The sequence below is a fragment of the Streptomyces sp. NPDC044704 genome, from assembly GCF_056433525.1.
This window is the reverse complement of record NZ_JBWKGY010000002.1, coordinates 501,797-519,031: the sequence shown is the minus strand read 5'-3', so window position 1 is coordinate 519,031 and position 17,235 is coordinate 501,797. Positions and strand designations below refer to the sequence as shown.

The window sequence follows — 17,235 nt, the reverse complement described above, 5'->3', positions numbered from 1 at the left end:
GTACGACTCCCGCACCACAGCGAACACAGAGAACACAGAGAACGCAGAGGACCTGATGACCGTCACCGATCAGCCCGCTCCCTCCCGGCAGGTCATGCCCGCCGAGGAGCGGTATGCCGCCGAACTCGCCTTCCTCGCCGCGCAGGACACCGGGCCCCGGCCGCCGGGCTGGGCCTTGACCCCGCGCGCCGTCGTGACGTTCGTGTGCGGCAGCGAGGGCGCCGAGCTGGCCCTGCCGAAGCGGCGGGCCGGGCTGCCGTCGAAGCTGGTGATCGCTCCGAAGTTCGTCGGCGAACGCGCCCTGGTGGAGCGGTGCGTGGTCACCCTGGCCGGTGAGCGGGGGCTGCTGCTCACCGGTGAGCCGGGCACCGCCAAGTCGATGCTGTCCGAGCTGCTGGCCGCCGCGGTGTGCGGCACGAGCGCGCTGACCGTGCAGGGCACGGCGGGCACCACCGAGGACGCCTTCCGGTACGGCTGGAACTACGCCCTGCTCCTCGCGCAGGGACCCACCGCCCAGGCCCTGGTGGACTCCCCGGTGCTCGCGGCGATGCGCACCGGCCGGGTGGTCCGGGTCGAGGAGATCACCCGGTGCCTGCCCGAGGTGCAGGACGCCCTGGTGTCGATCCTGTCCGACCGGCGGGTCACCGTACCCGAACTGACCGCCACCGAGGACGCGCTGGTCTCGGCGGCTCCCGGTTTCACGGTCATCGCGACCGCCAACCTGCGGGACCGGGGCGTGTCGGAGATGTCGGCCGCGCTCAAGCGCCGCTTCAACTTCGAGACGGTCGCTCCGATCGCGGACGCCGACGCGGAGGCCACGCTGATCCGGCGCCAGGCGGTCGCCGCCGTCCAGCGCGCCGGGGCGGCCTTCGGGGTGGACGACTCCGTGCTCGACGCGCTCGTCACCGTGTTCCGGGACCTGCGTTCCGGCCGCTCGGCCGAGGGCTGGGACGTGGAGCGGCCCGGCACGGTCATGTCCACCGCCGAGGCGGTGCAGGTGGCGGCCTCGCTGGGGGTGGCCGCCGCGTACCTGCCGGGCGGGGACGCGCTGGACCTGCTGCCGGGCCACCTGCTGGGCGTCGTGCGCAAGGACGACCCCGCCGACCACGGGCGGCTGCTGGGGTACTGGGACGGCCCCGTCCGGCGCCGCGCCGAAGACGGCTCGGCGATGTGGCGCCGCCTCTGGGACCTGCGCGGGAGCCTGCGTTGACGGTCACCGACCCGACGGCCGGCCCGGCGGCCGACCCGCGGACCGCGGTGGAGGCGCTCGCCTCCTCGCGCGAGCCGTACCTGCTGGGCGTACGCCACCACAGTCCCGCCCTGGCGGCGGTGGTTCCGGCGCTGCTGGAGGCCGCCGGGACGCAGGTGCTGTGCGTGGAGCTCCCGGCCGACTTCCAGCCCTGGCTGGAGCACCTGGCGGATCCGGAGACCGAGGCACCGGTCGCCCTGGCGGGCCTGGGACGGGAGGGCCGGCTGGCCTTCTACCCCTTCGCGGACTTCTCCCCCGAACTGGCGGCGATCCGCTGGGCCCGGGGCCGGGGCGTGGAGGTCGTCTGCTGCGACCTCCCGCTGTCCGACGCGGGCTGGTCGGGGGCGGGTGCCGGGGCCGACGAGGAGCGGGCGGGGGCGGGGCAGGCCGGTCCGGGGCGGCCCGGGCCGGAGTCGGAACCCGCTCCGGCACCCGCTTCGGCACCCGCTCCGGGGCCGGTCACCGGCCGCGTTTTCGCGGACGCCCTCGTGGCGGCGGGCACCGGGCGGGAGGGCGAGGACCTCTGGGACCGGGCGGTGGAGGTACTGGCCCCCGGCTGCTCCCCCGAAGCCGTGCGCCGGGCCGCGCTCGGCGTCGGCTGGGCGCTGCGCGCCGACGCGGGGACGGTACCGCCGACGGACCTGGCCCGCGAGGCCCACATGCGGCGGGTGATCGCCGCCGCGGGTTCCGGCGGCCGGCGCGTGGCCGCCCTGATCGGCGCGTTCCACGCCCCCGCCCTGCTCCCGACCGGACCGGGCGCGGCACTTCCCGCACCCCGGACGGGCTCGGACGCGACGGGTGCGACCGGTGTCCCGCCGGTGTCCGCCCCCGGGACCGCGACGGCCGCGGCCGGGGCGGTCGGGGCCGGGGAGGGTGGCGCGGCGGGGGTGGTGACCTCCTTCGTGGCGTACTCCTTCGACCTGCTCGACGCCCGTTCCGGGTACCCGGCCGGAATCCGGGATCCGCTGTGGCAGCAGGCCGTCCTCGAAGCGGGCGGTGACCCCGTACGGGTCCGGGAGGCGGCCTCGGTCGCCGTCACCGGCGTGTGCCGGGAGCTGCGCCGGGCCGGCCACACCGCCGGCACCGGCGAGGCGTCCGAGACCCTGCGGCTCGCCTGCGACCTGGCGGTGCTGCGCGGGCTGCCCGCGCCCGGCCGGGGCGAACTCCTGGAGGCCGTGTCCACGGTGCTCGGGCAGGGCGAACCCCTGGGCCGGGGACGGGCGCTGGCCCGCGCCCTGGAGGCGGTGCTGGTCGGTGCGGGCCGCGGTCGCACCACCCCGCACGCCCCCCGCTCGGGACTCGGCCCGTCCGTGGAGGCGGAGCTGGCCGAACTGCGGCTCCCGTCGCCCGAGGACCCCGCGTCCCGCGAGGTGCGCCTCGACCCGTTGCGCTCCGCGCTCGACGGCCGCCGGGAGGTCCTGCTCCAGCGCCTGCTGGTGTGCGGCGCCTCCTACGGCGAGCCCGTCACCGTCGCCGCGACCGGGGACGGCACCGCCCTCGGGAGCAAGTGGCGGCTGGCCTGGACTCCTTCCGTCCCGGCCCGCCTCGACCTGGCGGGGGTCCGCGGCGTGAGCGCCGCCCAGGCGGCCGCCGGGACGCTGCGTGACGTCGCACGCCGCGAGGCGGCCGCGGGCGGCCCGACGGCGGCGCAGGTCCTGACCGGGCTGGCCGCGGCCGCGCGCTGCGACCTGCCCGAACTGGTCGACGTACGACTGGAGGAGGCCGCGGCGGTCCTGCCGGACACCGCCGGGCTGCCGGAGCTCCTGGAGGCCGTCGACCTGCTGGAGGCCCTGCGCCGCGGTCACCTGCCCGGCACCTCCGCCGGGGCCCGCGACACCGCGGGCGCCCTCGTCGCCGACCTGCTGGAGACCGCCGTACGTTCCCTGCCGGGGCTCGCCGGCAGCGACGACCCCGCCGACGCCGGAGCCCTGGTGGCCCTCGCCGACCGGGCCTCGGCCCGGCAGCTGGGCCTGCGCCTGGACGCCGCTCTGGCCGAACTGGCCTCCACCGCATCCCCGTTGATGCGGGGTGCGGCACTGGCCGTCCGCGTCCTGCTGGACCTCGATCCGGCGGCGGAGCTCGGCGAACGCACCGCCGCGTGGGTGGACGGCGCGACCACCCCCGACGGGCGGCGCGCGCTGGCCCGCCGGCTCGCCGGTCTGCTCAGCGCCGCCGGTCCGCTGCTGGACGCCTCCCCCGCCGCGCTGTCCCCGCTCCTGGAGCGGGTGGACGGGCTCGGCGACGGGGCGTTCCTGGAACGGCTGCCCGCGCTGCGCGGTGGTTTCGACGCGCTGGCCCCGGCCGCGCGCGAGCGGCTGCTGGAGACGGTGACCGAGCGGCTGGGAGAGCGCGTCGACCTGTCGCTCGAAGCGCCGCCCGCCCTGCTCGCCCTCTGGGCCGCGGCCGACGCCGCCGGGCTCGCCGCGCTCAAGGAGCTCCCGTTCCCCGCCCCTTCGGGCCAGGTCCCGCAGGGTACGGGGGCGCCGTACTCCCCGCGTGCCGCGCCGCCCGCGGACCGGCGCCTGGCCCCGGCCGACCGGTGGCGGCTGCTGCTCGGCCGCCAGCGCGACCGGCTCCCGGCCGGTGCGCACCGCTACGCCCGCGCCCTCGACGAGCTGTACGGCGCGGGGCAGGGCGAGGGCTCGTCCGACCTCGACCGGGGCGGTCGGGGCGGCGGCGACGGCGCCTCCTTCCCCACCGCCCGCGAGTGGTCGCAGGAGCTGGAGTCCCTGTTCGGCGCGGACGTGCGGGAGGAGGTGCTGGCGGACGCGGCCGGTGCGGGGCGCACCGACGTACTGGCCCAGCTGGACCCGGCGTCCGTACGTCCCTCCGTGGAGCTGCTGACGTCGGTGCTGTCGCTGGCGGGCGGCATGCCCGAGCAGCAACTGGCCCGGCTGCGGCCGCTGGTGCGGCGGCTGGTCGACGAGCTGGCGAAGGAGCTGGCGACCCGGCTGCGGCCGACGCTCTCCGGGCTGTCGACGCCCCGGCCGACGCGCCGGCCGGGCGGGGCGCTCGACCTGGCCCGCACCCTGCGCGCGAACCTCGCCCACACCCGCCGGCTCGACGACGGCCGGGTGGTGGTGGTTCCGGAGCGTCCGGTGTTCAGCACCCGGGCGTCCCGCGAGTCGGACTGGCGGCTGATCCTGGTCGTCGACGTGTCCGGCTCGATGGAGGCATCCGTCATCTGGTCGGCGCTGACCGCCGCGGTCCTGGGCGGGGTGCCGACCCTCTCGACGCACTTCCTGGCCTTCTCCACGCAGGTGGTGGACCTCACCGACCGCGTCGAGGATCCGCTGTCGCTGCTGCTGGAGGTCCGGGTCGGCGGTGGGACGCACATCGCGGCGGGCCTCGCGCACGCCCGTTCGCTGATCACGGTGCCGAGCCGCACGCTGGTCGTCGTGGTCAGCGACTTCGAGGAGGGCGCCCCGGTCGGCGGCCTGCTCGCCGAGGTACGTGCCCTGGCCGCCTCGGGCGCCCAGCTGCTGGGCTGCGCCGCGCTCGACGACGCGGGCACGCCCCGGTACTCGGTTCCGGTCGCCCGGCAGCTCGTCGCGGCCGGGATGCCGGTGGCCGCGCTCAGCCCCCTCGCCCTCGCCCGCTGGGTGGGCGACCGACTCCGTGGAGAGCCCCGTTGACCAGCACCACCAGTACCACCAGCACCGCCGGGCCGGACGGCGCGGGGACGGATCCGGCGCCCGGCGGGGGGACGTTGCCGCCCGTCGCCCCCGAGGTCCTCGCGGAGGCCGTGGAGAGTCTGAGCGCCCGGCTGCGCAAGAAGCTCGACGCGGCCGTGGAGGGCTGCGCCGCCGCGGCCGTGGCCGGGGCCGACGGGAGCGTCACCGTACGGTTCGGCGAGGACGCGGTGGTGACGCTGCGTCCGGGGCCCTCGGGAGTGGTCGCCGAGGCGGGGCAGGCCGTCTGCGGCTGCCTGCTGGCGCCGCGCTGCCTGCACCGGGCCGCCGTCCTGGGCGCTGCCCCGCTGGCGGACCCGGCGGAGCTGCCGGACACCTGCGCGGCGGATCCCGGGCCGGGGCTCGCGGAGGCGGAGGCCGGGACCGCGCCGGCCGACGGAGGCGGGGCCGGTGCGGGGGTGCCCGTCGGGGGCGGGGCCGGTGCCGCGGCCGACGCCCGGTCAGGTGCGGAATCCCGCGCCGGGGACGGGGCCGCGGCCGGGGCTCACGAAGACGGCGGAGGGGCGGGGGCCGGGTCCGTGGCGCCGGGCGGCGCGGCGGCCGTACCGGCCGACGGGGCCGAGCCGCTCACGCGCGCCCAGCTGGCGGCGGGTGCGGCCCTGTGGACGGCCGCCGCCGAGGCCCTCGCCGCCGGGGTCACGGCCGGGGGCGCGGTGGTGCAGGCCGAGCTGCTGCGGGCCGCCCACTCGGCCCGCCTGGCCGGGCTGCCGCACGCCGAGGCCGCCGCGCTGCGCGTGGTGCGCGGTCTGCGCGGGGCCCGGGAGCGCCGTGCCGGGCAGCGGCTCACCGACCTCGCGGCGGCCTTCGCCGAACTGCTCCGCGTCGCCGCGCTGCTGGCCGCCGGTACCGGCGGCCCCGGTGTGACCGGCGGCGGCCGCCGGGCCTACGCGGCCGGGGGAAGCCTGCGCGTGCAGGGCCTGTGCCGGGAGCCCGTGCTCAGCGCGACCGGCTACGGCGGCGTGGTGACCCACCTGCTGGGCGAGGACGGCGCCCGCTACTCGGTGTCGGACGTCCGACCCGGCGGGCTCGCCCGCGCGCGGGGCGCGGGGGCCGCGTCCGTCGCCCTGGGCGGTGCCGTCCTCGACCACGCCGGGCTCGCCCGGGGCGGCCTGCGCGTCGTCGGCGCGACCGTGTCCGCCGACGGGCGGCTCGGCGCGGGGCGCGGGGTCCGGGCGACGCCGGTACCGGGTCTGTCCTGGGCGGCGGAGCCCCTCGCGGCGCTCTTCGCCCGCCCGGCGGCGCAGGCGCTGGCCGCGCAGCAGGCGGACGGGGCACCGGACTCCGAAGCGGCCCTGCTGGGCTGCGACGTGCAGGTGGCCGGCGCGGCGGGAGATCACCTGCTGGTCCGGGAACTGTCGCCGGACGGCACGGTACGCGCGGACGCGCCCCTGCTCCGGCTGTGCCCGGCCCATCCGCATCCAGAGCTGGCGCACACCGCGAACCTGCGCCGCCTCGCCGGGTATCCGGGCCTGGCGGTCCGGGTCCTGGGCCGCCCGGACCTGGACCGGGCGGCGACGCTGCGCCCGCTGGCCGTGGGTCCGGTTCCGGGGGCGGAGTACACGCTGCGGCTGCCGGCCGAGTGGCTGGACCGGGCCGACCTCGGCTACGACCGGCTCCAGGGCAGCCACTTCCCCGACGGCGCGACCCCCGGAACGGCGGCCGGCTCCTGCGCACCGGGCACGGATCCGCTGGCCGACTCGCCCCTGTGGCGGGTGCGCCGGCTCCTGGAGGCGGGTGTCGCGGGCGGGCGTCGCGCGGTCGCCGAGTCGGCCCGCGGCCCGGAGCCGCTGTCCGCGTACGGGCCGCTGCGCCGGGCCGGCTTCGGCGCGGCGGCGGACCTGGCCGGGGCCCTGGTCCTGGAGGCGGACCGGCGGCCCCGGAACTCCTTCGGCCGCCTCACCGAGGCCTCGGCCGACGCCTACGCCCGGGCCTGGCTGGCGGCATCCACCCACCTGTCCGCCGCCCACCGCTCCCTGGTGGCCGCCTCCTGGACCTGACCGGATGGCCGGCCGCCTGTCAGTGGCGTCGTGCATGATCGGCGCGTCGGTTGCCGAAGACGAGGGGGAAGCATCGTGGCGATCACGAACCAGCAGGTGGCGGGGCACGCGTTCCTGAAGCAGTTGTTCGCGGACGACTACTACCCCGACCACGTGGTCGGCATGGGGCGGGCGGTCCTGCTGCGGCTGTGCGAGCGGATCGAGGCCGAGCGGCCGTCGGACCTGCCGGCCCTGTACGCCCTCACCCGGGCCGCCACGGAGGAGTTCAACCTGCTGGAGGCGGAGTTCGAGGCGGCCGGGAGCGACATCGAGACGGTCGCGCGGGAGGAGATCGCCGAGGACTTCTGGTTCGTCGCCTCGTCCTACGGGTTCCCGGACGCGGACGTGGAGGAGCTCATCGCCACCCGGGAGTGGTGAACGCCGGCCCGGAAGGTGGGCTCACGCCCCGCCCGGGTGTGTCGCCCTGCGAGTCGCGCGGACCGGCGGCTCCGGCGCGCGGTGGGAGCGACGCGCGCCGGGGATTCCGGCCGACTCCGAGGGGCGGTCCGGGCGGCGGCCGGAGCCGTTTCCTTCGGTACCGGCCCAGGTGGGGAGGGGGTCGGGTGGGCCGGAGCGCGGGGGCCGGGGGTGGCCGGTTCGCACCCGGTGCGCTGCCGCCTCTGTGGCGATTCCTCACTTTCCGCCGGGTGCGCCGCCCACACTCGTGCGCGGAGGGACCCGATCGGGGTGACGGTCCCCGGGGGCAGGAGGATGCGATGACGCGGAACGGCCGGGACAGCGGTGCGGTGGCGGGGGTGGGGGCGTCGTCCGCCGGCCCGGTGGGGCTCGCCGAGTCCGCGGGGCGGGGCGGGTGCGGTCCGCCGCCCCGCGGGGCCCGGCCGCTGGCGGTGGTGCTCTGCGCGGCCGCGTCGGCGGTCCTGGTACCGGCCGTCTGGGACGCGGTGGGGCGTGACGGGCCGGCGGCCCTGGCGGTGGTCCTGGTGGCCGGGGCATGGACCGGCCGGCGAGCCCTGCACGCGGCGGCGCGGACGGCGGCCCGGCGGGCGGCGGTTCCCGGGCCGGCCGAACAGGTCGGTCCGTCCGGCGACTTGCGGCACGGCGTGGGGACCGGCCACGACTCCCCCGCCCCGCTGCGGGGTTGGATGTCCGGTTATGGGTAGTCTTCAGCGGACGGTGTGCGGAGTCCTACCGGGGCGGGGTTTCATGGTTCGTCAGACAGGCGTGCGCGGTGCGGCGGTGGCGGCGGTACTGCTGCTCGGTATCACCGGATGCGGCAAGCAGGATCCCGGGGACGCGAAGGGCGGCGACCGGCCGGCCGCGACGGCGACCCCGGGCGCGAGTACCGGCCCGAGTACGTCACCCGCCCCTTCGCCTTCGGGCGAAGACGCCAAACCGGCCGCCGGGGACGTACTGCCCGGCATGGTCAGCGCGGCCGTGGCCCGGACGCAGCTGGCCGCGCTGACGGTCGCCAAACCCGGCACGATGGCCGGGTACAGCCGCGACAGGTTCACCCACTGGGCCGAGCAGGGCAACAAGTGCGACACCCGCGAAACCGTACTGAAGCGGGACGGAGCGGACGTCACGCAGGACTCCGAGTGCCGGGCCGTGTCCGGCAGCTGGAAGAGCCTGTACGACGGGGCGGCCATCACCGAGGCCGCGAAGCTGGACATCGACCACATGGTGCCGCTGGCCGAGGGCTGGCGTTCGGGCGCGTCCGGCTGGGACGCGGCGAAGCGCAAGGCCTTCGCGAACGACCTGACCCGTCCGCAGCTGCTGGCCGTCTCGGCGTCGTCCAACCGTTCCAAGGGCGACCAGAGCCCCGATCTGTGGCAGCCGACGGACCGGTCGAGCTGGTGCCAGTACGGGCGGGCCTGGACCACCGTCAAGTCCCACTACGGGCTGACGGTCACCGAGGCCGAGAGGACCACCCTCACCACCATGATCGACACCTGCGCGTCGTGACGGCCGAGCGGAGCTGGCAGGACCAGGTCCTCGCCGGACCGGGCGGTGCGATGACCGACGAGGTCGGCGTGATCACCGGTCCGCTCACCCTGCGCACCACGGGCGGGGCGGACGGCGAGGTCCGGTTCGCGATCCAGTACACGGACGCGGACGAGTGGTACACGCTGACCGGGAGCCCGGTCGTCGCCGACGCAGATCCGTACGCGCTGCACACCGCGGCGCTGGCCGCCGTACGGGCCGGCCACGGGGCCGGGGCTCCGCACCCGGGGGCCTGACCGGAGGAGGCCCGGGACGGGACCGGCGGCCTGATCAGCGGGTACGGCGGACCGCCCGGCCGGGCGCCGGGGCGGGCCGCGGGGCAACGCGATGGCCTGCGGGCGGCCCGGCTGACAGACTGGGGCGACTTGATCACCCCAGGAGGCAGCCATGTCAGACGAGAACGCCACCCCGCAGGCCGACGCGGCACAGAACGACGCACCGCAGGCCGACGCACCGCAGGACGAGACCCCGGCGGAGGAGGCCAAGCGCAAGTTCCGCGAGGCCCTGGCGCGCAACGCCTCCAACGCCCAGTCCCAGCAGTCCCATCAGAGCCGGGCGAAGGTGCAGGGTTCCAGCAGCGGGGCGGGCGGAAAGAACAAGAAGGTCCGCCGCAAGACGGGCTGACCCGAGCGAATCGTTGGGCCGCATGGGTGATGGGCGATAACCACCGGCGCCGGACGCAGTTGATCAGGACGTCCCGCCGGGGACAGCTCATGCGACAGAAGGATCTTCACGATGCTCAAGAAGTTCATGACCAGCGCCGCGGTCACCGCCTCCGTCATCGGCACGGGTGCCGTCATGGCCTCCCCGGCGATGGCGATCGGCAACGACAACGGCGTGAACACCGTCAACGGCAACAGCGCTTCGCAGATCTACGGCAACCAGTCGACCCACGGTGCGCAGAGCCCGCAGCTCAGCGCGATCCAGGGTTCGCTGAACAAGCTCTGCGTCGGCCTGCCGGCGAAGGTCAACGCCCAGTCGCTGGTCGCGATCCTCGCCAACGTCGGCGTCCAGGACGTCAACGTCCTGTCCAACCCGCAGAACCAGCAGTGCGCCGAGAACTCCACCCAGGCCAAGGGTGACGAGCCGCTGTCGCACATCCTCAGCAACATCCCGGTCCTCTCGGGCAACCTCTCGGCCGGCAGCTGATCCGGTCGGCATCCGAACCGGCGTGACGACCCAGGTCGTCACGCCGGTTCGGCGTTTGCGGGCACGGCCCGCGCCGGGCCCGGTGCCGCCCCCCGGACCCGCGACCCCTCTTTGGCACCCACGGACAATATTTGGTCTAGACCTTGACAGGTCCAGACCACTTCGGTTCAGTGGCGGTAGTTGTCGTTCCCCACACCCCTCGCGACAATTCCCCCCACCCCAGGAGCAGTTACGTGATACGTGCCGTCCGCCGCCGCGCCCTCTCCCTCGCCGCGGCCGCCGCCGTGACCCTCGGCCTCGCCGTCGCCCTGCCCGCCTCCTCCGCTTCGGCGGCCCCCGCCTGCGCCACCGCCTGGGCCTCCTCGGCCGTCTACACCGGCGGCGGTACCGCCTCGTACAACGGCCACAACTGGCAGGCGAAGTGGTGGACCCAGGGCGAGACGCCCGGCACCACCGGCCAGTGGGGCGTCTGGTCCGACCAGGGCGCCTGCGGCGGCGGGGGCGGCCAGGACCCCGATCCGGGCACCGGCAACCCGTCCGGCTTCGTCGTCAGCGAGGCCCAGTTCAACCAGATGTTCCCGAACCGGAACCCCTTCTACACGTACAACGGCCTGGTCGCGGCGCTGTCCGCCTACCCCGGCTTCGCGAACACCGGCGACGACACCGTCAAGCGGCGCGAGGCCGCCGCCTTCCTCGCGAACGTCTCGCACGAGACGGGCGGGCTGGTGCACATCGTCGAGCAGAACACGGCCAACTACCCCCACTACTGCGACGCCACCCAGCCGTACGGCTGTCCCGCCGGGCAGGCCGCGTACTACGGGCGCGGGCCCATCCAGCTGAGCTGGAACTTCAACTACAAGGCTGCGGGCGACGCCCTCGGGATCAACCTCCTCGCCAACCCGTACCTCGTCGAGCAGGACCCGGCCGTCGCCATGAAGACGGCGCTCTGGTACTGGAACACCCAGAACGGCCCCGGCACGATGACCGCCCACGCGGCCATCGTCAACGGCGCCGGCTTCGGCGAGACCATCCGTTCCATCAACGGGGCGCTGGAGTGCAACGGCGGCAACCCCGCCCAGGTGCAGAGCCGGGTGAACAAGTACCAGAGCTTCACCCAGCTGCTCGGCGTCACCCCGGGCGGCAACCTCACCTGCTGACGCGCACCGGCCGCCGTGCCACCGCGCCGCCCGGGCTCAGTGCCCGCGCAGCGCGGTGGCCAGCTGCGCGCGGGAGCGCACGTCCAGCTTCTGGTAGATCCGGGTGAGCCGGGACTCCACCGTCTTCACGCTCAGGAACAGCTTCGCCGCCGCTTCTTGGTTGCTGGCCCCCGCACCGACCAGCAGGGCCAGCCGGGTCTCCGCCTCGGTCAGGGCCGCCACCCCGGGGTGCGGGGCGGCGGCCTCCGGCGTGGTCTCCCGCGCCAGGCCGAGCCAGGGCTTCGCCCCGGCCCGCTCGAACACCTCGGCCGCCGCCAGCAGGGCGGACCGGGCGGGTGCCCGGCGGCGGCGCCTGCGCTCGACCCGGGCCAGGGCCAGCAGGGTCCGGCCTTGTTCCAGCGGCAGCCCGAGGGCGTCGAAGCGGCGCGCCGTCTCCTCCAGCAGGGCCACGGCCGGTCCGGCCTCCCCGCGCGCGGACAGGCACAGCCCCCGGGCCCGGTCCAGGGCCGCGAGCACGCTCGTGCGCTCCAGGGACCGGGCGACCGGGGTGACCCCGTCCAGCAGTTCCGCGGCCCGGTCGGGGGCGTCGGCCGCCACCAGGGCCTCGGCGAGCTCCCCGTGCCAGCGCAGGACCGACGGGTCCACCACCTGCTGGGCCCCTTCCAGCTCGGCGACCCGGCACAGGGTGGCCGCCGCCTTGGCCGCGTCGCCGGTGGCGAGTTCGACGGTGCCGAGCGCGTACAGGCCCCGGGACAGGAAGACCTGGTCCTGTTCCTCCTCGGAGGCCCGGATGCCCCGGCGGGCATAGCCGGCGGCCCGGGCGAAACTGCCGCCGGCGGCCTCGGCGGTCGCGGCGACGTACCAGGCGGGGCCGGGTGACAGGCCCGCCTCGATGGTCAGCTCGACGGCCCGGCGGGCGTGCGCGGCCGCGGCGGCGCAGCGGCCGCGCCGCAGTTCGACCTCGGTGAGGCTGCGCAGCACCTCGAAGACGTCCTCGGCGGATCCGGTGCGCTGGACGGCGGGCAGCAGGGCGAGGAGCTGGGAGTGCGCGTCGCCGAGCCGGTCGTCGAAGAGGGCGTGCCGGACGGCGAGGTACTGGGGCGCGTTGCGCATGCCGAGGGGGACTTCGGGCGCGGGCAGGGCCAGGGCCTCGGCGAGGATGTCCTCGGCGTCGTGGTCGCCGAGGATGCGGCCCATCCGGGCCCGTACGGTCAGGGCCATGGCCTCGGCGACCTGGTCTCCGCCGGCCTTGGCGAGGGCTCCGGCCTCGGCGGCGGCGTCGCGGGAACGGACCGGGTCCCCGTCGCTGAGGTTGTGCTTCCAGGCGATGCGCAGCTGGACGGCGGCCCGCAGCGAGGGGTCCCCGGCGGCGTCGGCCACGGCGAAGGCGAAGGTTTCGTCGAGGTCGGCCAGCGCCTGTCCGGCGGCGTCGATCACGGCGAGCCGTGCCCGTACCCGCTGGGCGGGCGAGGCGTCGCGGGCGAGTACGGCGCGCGTGGCCCGGCGGGCGAGGTCGGCGCGGCCCGCCCAGCCGGCGTCCTCGGCGGCGCCGACGAGGCGGGCCAGCTCCTCCCGAGGCAGGGCGGCGGGGGTGCGTTCGGCGGCGAGCAGCCCGAGTTCCGCGGCGAGTGCGCGCTGGCCGCGGCGGCGGCAGTCGTCGGCGGCGGCGGTGATCTCGGCGGCGAGCCGGGCGTCGGGGGCGTCCACGGCGAGGGCCCGGTGGCGTACGGCCTGCACGGGGTCGTCGACGGCGTCGGCGAGCGCGGCGTGTCCGGCGGAGCGTTCGGGCCAGCCGGCGTCGGCGGCGAGGGCCGTCGCGACGGCGCCCGCGGTGAAGGCGACGGCCCCGTCCTCGCCCACGGTGACCAGTCCGGCGCGTTCGGCCTCGGCGAGTTCCGCTTCGGCGTCGGGGCGGCCGGCGCGGCGCAGCAGGGCGGTGGTGGGGCGGGCGGTGAGGGCGGCGAGGAGCAGGGTGCGGCGGGCCCGGAAGGGGGCTTCGGCGAGGAGGCGGCGGGCGACGTCGCGGGCCTGGCCGGAGACGGGCAGGGTGTCGGCGTGGTGGGCGCCGCCGTCGCGGGTCCCGGCGGCTTCGGCGAGGGAGTGCCCGAGGGCGAGGGCGAGCCGCGGGTTGCCGCCGCTGGCCTGGTGGATGCGGCCGGCGAGGCGGGCCGGGAGGCCGTGGCGCAGCAGGAGTTCGGCGACCTCGTCGGCGCCGAGCGGGGGGATCCGGACGGCCGGGGTGCCGGGGCCGCAGAGGCGTTCGGCGACGGGTGTTCCGCCGTGGACGCACTCGGCGGCGAGGACCCGTACGCGCGGTGGGGTGAGGCGCAGGGCGAAACGGAGCAGATCGGTGGTTTCCGCGTCGAGCCATTGGGCGTTGTCGAGGACGAGGAGGACGGGTCCGGAGGCGGCCAGGGTGCGCAGCACTTCGACGAGGGCGAGGCGCAGGGCGACGTGGTCGCGGCCCGCTCCGGGTGCGTCGGTCTCGCGGCGGAGCAGGGCGATGGCGGTGCGCTGGGGGCCGGCGAGGCGGTCCAGGGCGGCGCGGGGCACGGTGGCGAGGAGGGCGGCGGCGGAGGCTTCGGGTATCCACCGGTCCGCGGCTTCGGGGGCGAGCCGGAGCACGGTTTCGCGCCGGCTTTCGGCGGCGGCCGCGACGGCGCGCGCGACCTCGGTCTTTCCCGCTCCGGCCGGTCCGGTGAGGACGGCGCGGCCGTGCGTGGTCAGCGCGCGGTCGACCGCCTCGATCAGTTCACTGTGTCCGACGTTCGCGTCAGCGTGCCCCGTCGCCGCCACGCACAGCCACCAGCCTTTCGCTCCCCAGTTCTGTGCCTTTCCTGTGAGACGCGACAATACGAGGTCAGCCGCCGGACGGACCCGGATTGTGACGCAGAATTCAGTCAGCCGGCAGGAAAGCACGGCGGACCTGCCGGTACGGGAGGTACCGGCAGGTCCGCGCGCTGGGATGGTCCGTACCTTCGGCCCGTCAGTGCGGAGTTGGGGGGCTCCGCCGGGGCCGGGGGGACCGGGGTGCGGGGCGGGTCAGAAGCCGAGGCTCCAGGAGTCGATCTTGCCGGTGTCGCCGCCGGCGTTGTCGTTGACGCGCAGCTTCCAGGTGCCGTTCGCGGCCTCGGAGGAGGCGTTGACGGTGTAGGTCTGGTTGATGTTGTCGGTGCTGCCGCCGGCGCGGTTGTGGACCGTGTAGACGGAGCCGTCGGGGGCGACCAGGTCGACCTTCAGGTCACCGATGTAGGTGTGGGCGATGTTCACGCCGACCTTCAGGGCGGCCGGGGCGTTGCCCGTGACGCCGCTGACGGTGATCGGGCTCTCGACCGTGGCGTTGTCGCCGATGGCGAAGTCCGCGGTGTTCTCGAAGGACGGGGTGGTGGGCGTGGAGGTCACCGCGTTCACCGTCGCCGTGGCGTCCGCGAGACCGGCGCCGCAGCCGCCGGTGCAGGTGCCGGCCAGCGGGCGGGCGTTGGCCTTGATCGCGGCCTCGATCTGGGCCGGGGTCAGGGAGGCCTTCGCCGACTTCATGAGGGCGGCGAGGCCCGCGATGTGCGGGGCGGCCATGCTGGTGCCCTGGTAGGGCTTGTAGGACTCGGCGCCGGGGGTGGTGGTGCCGGCGTTCAGGGTGGAGAGGATCGCGTTCTCGGGGGTGGTGACGGTGCCGGGCGTGTCGGTGGCGCGGCGGGTCTCACCGCCCGGGGCGGCGATGTCGATGATCGTGCCGAAGTTGGAGTAGTACGAGCGGTCGCCGGCCCGGTTGGTCGACGCCACGTTGATGACGTTGTTGCAGCTGGCCGGCGAGAAGCCGGAAGCGTTGGCGTTGCTGTTGCCGGCGGCGACGACGACGGTCGTGCCGCGGGCGACGGCGGCGTTGATCGCGTTCTGGTAGCTGGTGCCGCAGGTGCCCGAGCCGCCGAGGCTCATGTTGATGACCTTGGCCGGGGTGGCGTTGGCCGGGACGCCCGAGACGGTGCCGCCGGAGGCCCAGGTGATGGCGTCGACGATGTCCGAGGTGGCACCGCCGCACTTGCCGAGCACGCGGACGGGCTGGATCTTCGCACCGTAGGCGATGCCGGCGACGCCCTTGGAGTTGTTGGTGGCGGCGGCGATGGTGCCCGCGACGTGCGTGCCGTGCCAGGACGAGGTGCTGGCCTTGGAGCCGACACCGCACTCGCCGTCGGTGGCGTTCCAGTCGCCCTCGTCGGCCGGGTTGGCGTCACGGCCGTTGCCGTCGCGGGCCTCGGAGGAGGTGGAGATGAAGTCGTAGCCGGCGACGACGTTCGGCGCGACGTCCGAGTGGGCGACGTAGCCGGTGTCGATCACGGCGACGGTGACGCCGGAGCCGGTGGTCTTGTCCCAGGCGGCGGGGACGTTCATGCCGGCGGTGGGCTCGAACAGGTCCCACTGCTTGGCGTACTCGGTGTCGTTCGGGGTGACGGCCATCGCGTAGGCGCGGGTGTCCGGCTCGACGTACGCGACGTCCGGGTCGGCGCGGAACTGGTCCATCACGCCGGCGGCGTCGGCGGGGGCGACCGATCCGCCCAGGTTGACGAGGGCGGCACCGGTGCCGAGGCGGCGGTCGAACTTCGCCTTCTTGCCGGCCTTCTTGCCCTTGGCGGCGGCGTCGTCGGCGGCCGCGGAGTTGGAACTGGCCTCGGAGGCCGAGGACTTGTATCCGACGATGAGGTTCTCGACCGGCGCCCCGGCGGGCGCGGCGGGAGCCGCGGCGGCCGGGAGGGAGGTGGCCGGGTCGTTCTCGGCGGTCACGGCCACGGAGGCGGTCGCGGAGCCGGCGAGGAGGGTGACGGACATGGCCACCACGGATATGAGCCTGCTGCGTCTGGATGCGTGCACGGTGTTCCCTTTCGAGGGCCGTTTCCGGGCAGGCCGGAGCGGCCGGTCGGTGCAGTGTGGGAGGTGAACCGGCGGCCACGGGGCCCGGGGCGGACTGGTCAGTCCCCGCCCCGGCCACCGCCGCGCGCCGCGTTGCCCGGCCGCGACGGCGGGGCAGGGCAACGGCGGTCCCGGCGGTCCGCGCCCGTCCGTACCGCTTCACACCATGTGGGGTTGGCGCGGGGGCGGTTCGGGGGCGGTGGATCGCCGGTGGGCAGACAGTAGGCAACGCGGAGGTGAACCCGATACGGGGAAAACCCTTGTCCGGACCCCTGCGGGCCCGCCCCCGCCCCCGGGGCGGACGGGGGCGGGGGCGGGCCGGGAGGGGCGGGCGCGGGGGTTACCGCGGGTTGAGCCGGCGGAAGTAGGTCCAGCTGGACTCGTTCGGCTCGGTCCACTTCTCCGGGGCGCGGGCGAACTCCGGGTGGCGGGCGGCGATGTACGCGCGGGTGCGTTCGGGGACCTCGTCGTAGGATCCCAGCTTCGTGCCGCGGCAGTGGAAGGCGAGGCCCCCGGGGCGCTGGGCCTGCTCCATCCAGGGCAGCCAGGGGGACATCCGCATCCAGGACATGGTGGCGGGGACGCTCGGCGCGTCCCCGGCGAGGGCCTCGGCGGGGGTGAAGAACTGGAAGAGTTCCAGGGCCTTGTAGGTGTCCGAGGCGGAGTTCAGCGGGTAGTCGGCGACGGGCAGCGGGGAGGGGTAGGCGAGGGGGATCTCCATGCTGAAGCAGACCTGGGCGCCAAGTTCGGTGCGGGGGACGGGGAAGGGCCGCAGCCGGAGGTTGGCCGGGTCGTTCCAGACGTGGACCACGGGCTTTTCCTGCCAGGTCTCCAGGATCTCTCGAGTGGTGGGGTCCAGGTAGAAGGCGGCTTCGCGGGAGAGCATCCGGTAGCCGCCGGTCTCCTCGTCGGCCTCGAGGCGGGCCACGTTGAGGCCTTCGAAGCCGAAGACCCTCTGGTAGGGCTCGTCGGGGGACCAGGAGTGGACGTCGCCGGTCCACCAGTAGGTGACCTCGGCGCCGTCGAGGGAGGCGCGGGTGCGGGCGAAGTCGTGGAGGAGTTCAGCCGGTGTCATACGGAGAACTCTG

The 17,235-nt window shown here is 75.9% G+C and carries 13 protein-coding genes; 10 read left to right on the top strand and 3 right to left on the bottom strand.

Annotated features, from left to right (window positions below; genetic code table 11):
* Positions 1 to 55: 55 nt before the first annotated feature.
* The 10 genes from AC07B0_RS06710 to AC07B0_RS06665 all read left to right on the top strand — a co-directional run bounded on the left by AC07B0_RS06710 (position 56) and on the right by AC07B0_RS06665 (position 11,245).
* The gene (locus AC07B0_RS06710; RefSeq protein ID WP_356878542.1) at positions 56 to 1,210 is read left to right on the top strand and encodes an ATP-binding protein; all 1,155 of its coding nucleotides are present in this window, start codon (positions 56 to 58) and stop codon (positions 1,208 to 1,210) included.
* Positions 1,207 to 4,884 carry a DUF5682 family protein gene (locus AC07B0_RS06705; protein WP_478897052.1) on the top strand — a complete coding sequence of 1,226 codons (3,678 nt, stop codon included), beginning with the start codon at positions 1,207 to 1,209 and terminating at the stop codon, positions 4,882 to 4,884. Before AC07B0_RS06710 ends, AC07B0_RS06705 begins: the two co-directional genes overlap by 4 nt.
* Before the next feature lie 74 nt (positions 4,885 to 4,958).
* Positions 4,959 to 6,938: a hypothetical protein gene (locus AC07B0_RS06700; RefSeq protein WP_478897249.1), complete on the top strand. Its 1,980-nt coding sequence runs from the start codon at positions 4,959 to 4,961 to the stop codon at positions 6,936 to 6,938.
* A gap of 75 nt (positions 6,939 to 7,013) precedes the next feature.
* Positions 7,014 to 7,355: a DUF5713 family protein gene (locus AC07B0_RS06695; protein WP_356878536.1), complete on the top strand. Its 342-nt coding sequence runs from the start codon at positions 7,014 to 7,016 to the stop codon at positions 7,353 to 7,355.
* A 338-nt stretch (positions 7,356 to 7,693) separates the two neighbouring features.
* Complete coding sequence (locus AC07B0_RS06690) at positions 7,694 to 8,098, top strand: hypothetical protein (protein WP_356878534.1); 405 nt, start codon at positions 7,694 to 7,696, stop codon at positions 8,096 to 8,098.
* A 43-nt stretch (positions 8,099 to 8,141) separates the two neighbouring features.
* Entirely contained in the window at positions 8,142 to 8,900 is a 759-nt protein-coding gene (locus tag AC07B0_RS06685) for a GmrSD restriction endonuclease domain-containing protein (RefSeq protein WP_467292637.1), read from the top strand.
* Positions 8,897 to 9,175 carry a hypothetical protein gene (locus AC07B0_RS06680; protein WP_469377874.1) on the top strand — a complete coding sequence of 93 codons (279 nt, stop codon included), beginning with the start codon at positions 8,897 to 8,899 and terminating at the stop codon, positions 9,173 to 9,175. Before AC07B0_RS06685 ends, AC07B0_RS06680 begins: the two co-directional genes overlap by 4 nt.
* Positions 9,176 to 9,326: 151 nt before the next feature.
* Positions 9,327 to 9,563, top strand: a complete 237-nt coding sequence (locus tag AC07B0_RS06675) for a DUF5302 domain-containing protein (RefSeq protein ID WP_356878530.1) — start codon at positions 9,327 to 9,329, stop codon at positions 9,561 to 9,563.
* Positions 9,564 to 9,674: 111 nt separating this feature from the next.
* Entirely contained in the window at positions 9,675 to 10,088 is a 414-nt protein-coding gene (locus AC07B0_RS06670; protein ID WP_356878528.1) for a rodlin, read from the top strand.
* A gap of 233 nt (positions 10,089 to 10,321) precedes the next feature.
* Positions 10,322 to 11,245 carry a glycoside hydrolase family 19 protein gene (locus tag AC07B0_RS06665; protein WP_467292633.1) on the top strand — a complete coding sequence of 308 codons (924 nt, stop codon included), beginning with the start codon at positions 10,322 to 10,324 and terminating at the stop codon, positions 11,243 to 11,245.
* A 36-nt stretch (positions 11,246 to 11,281) separates the two neighbouring features.
* Here AC07B0_RS06665 and AC07B0_RS06660 read toward each other — a convergent pair whose 3' ends face one another.
* The 3 genes from AC07B0_RS06660 to AC07B0_RS06650 form a co-directional block, all read right to left on the bottom strand.
* Positions 11,282 to 14,041: a helix-turn-helix transcriptional regulator gene (locus AC07B0_RS06660; protein ID WP_478865634.1), complete on the bottom strand. Its 2,760-nt coding sequence runs from the start codon at positions 14,039 to 14,041 to the stop codon at positions 11,282 to 11,284.
* A gap of 246 nt (positions 14,042 to 14,287) precedes the next feature.
* Complete coding sequence (locus AC07B0_RS06655) at positions 14,288 to 16,066, bottom strand: S8 family serine peptidase (protein ID WP_356878566.1); 1,779 nt, start codon at positions 16,064 to 16,066, stop codon at positions 14,288 to 14,290.
* Positions 16,067 to 16,487: 421 nt separating this feature from the next.
* Positions 16,488 to 17,222 carry a DUF1838 family protein gene (locus AC07B0_RS06650; RefSeq protein ID WP_469377868.1) on the bottom strand — a complete coding sequence of 245 codons (735 nt, stop codon included), beginning with the start codon at positions 17,220 to 17,222 and terminating at the stop codon, positions 16,488 to 16,490.
* Positions 17,223 to 17,235: the final 13 nt, after the last annotated feature.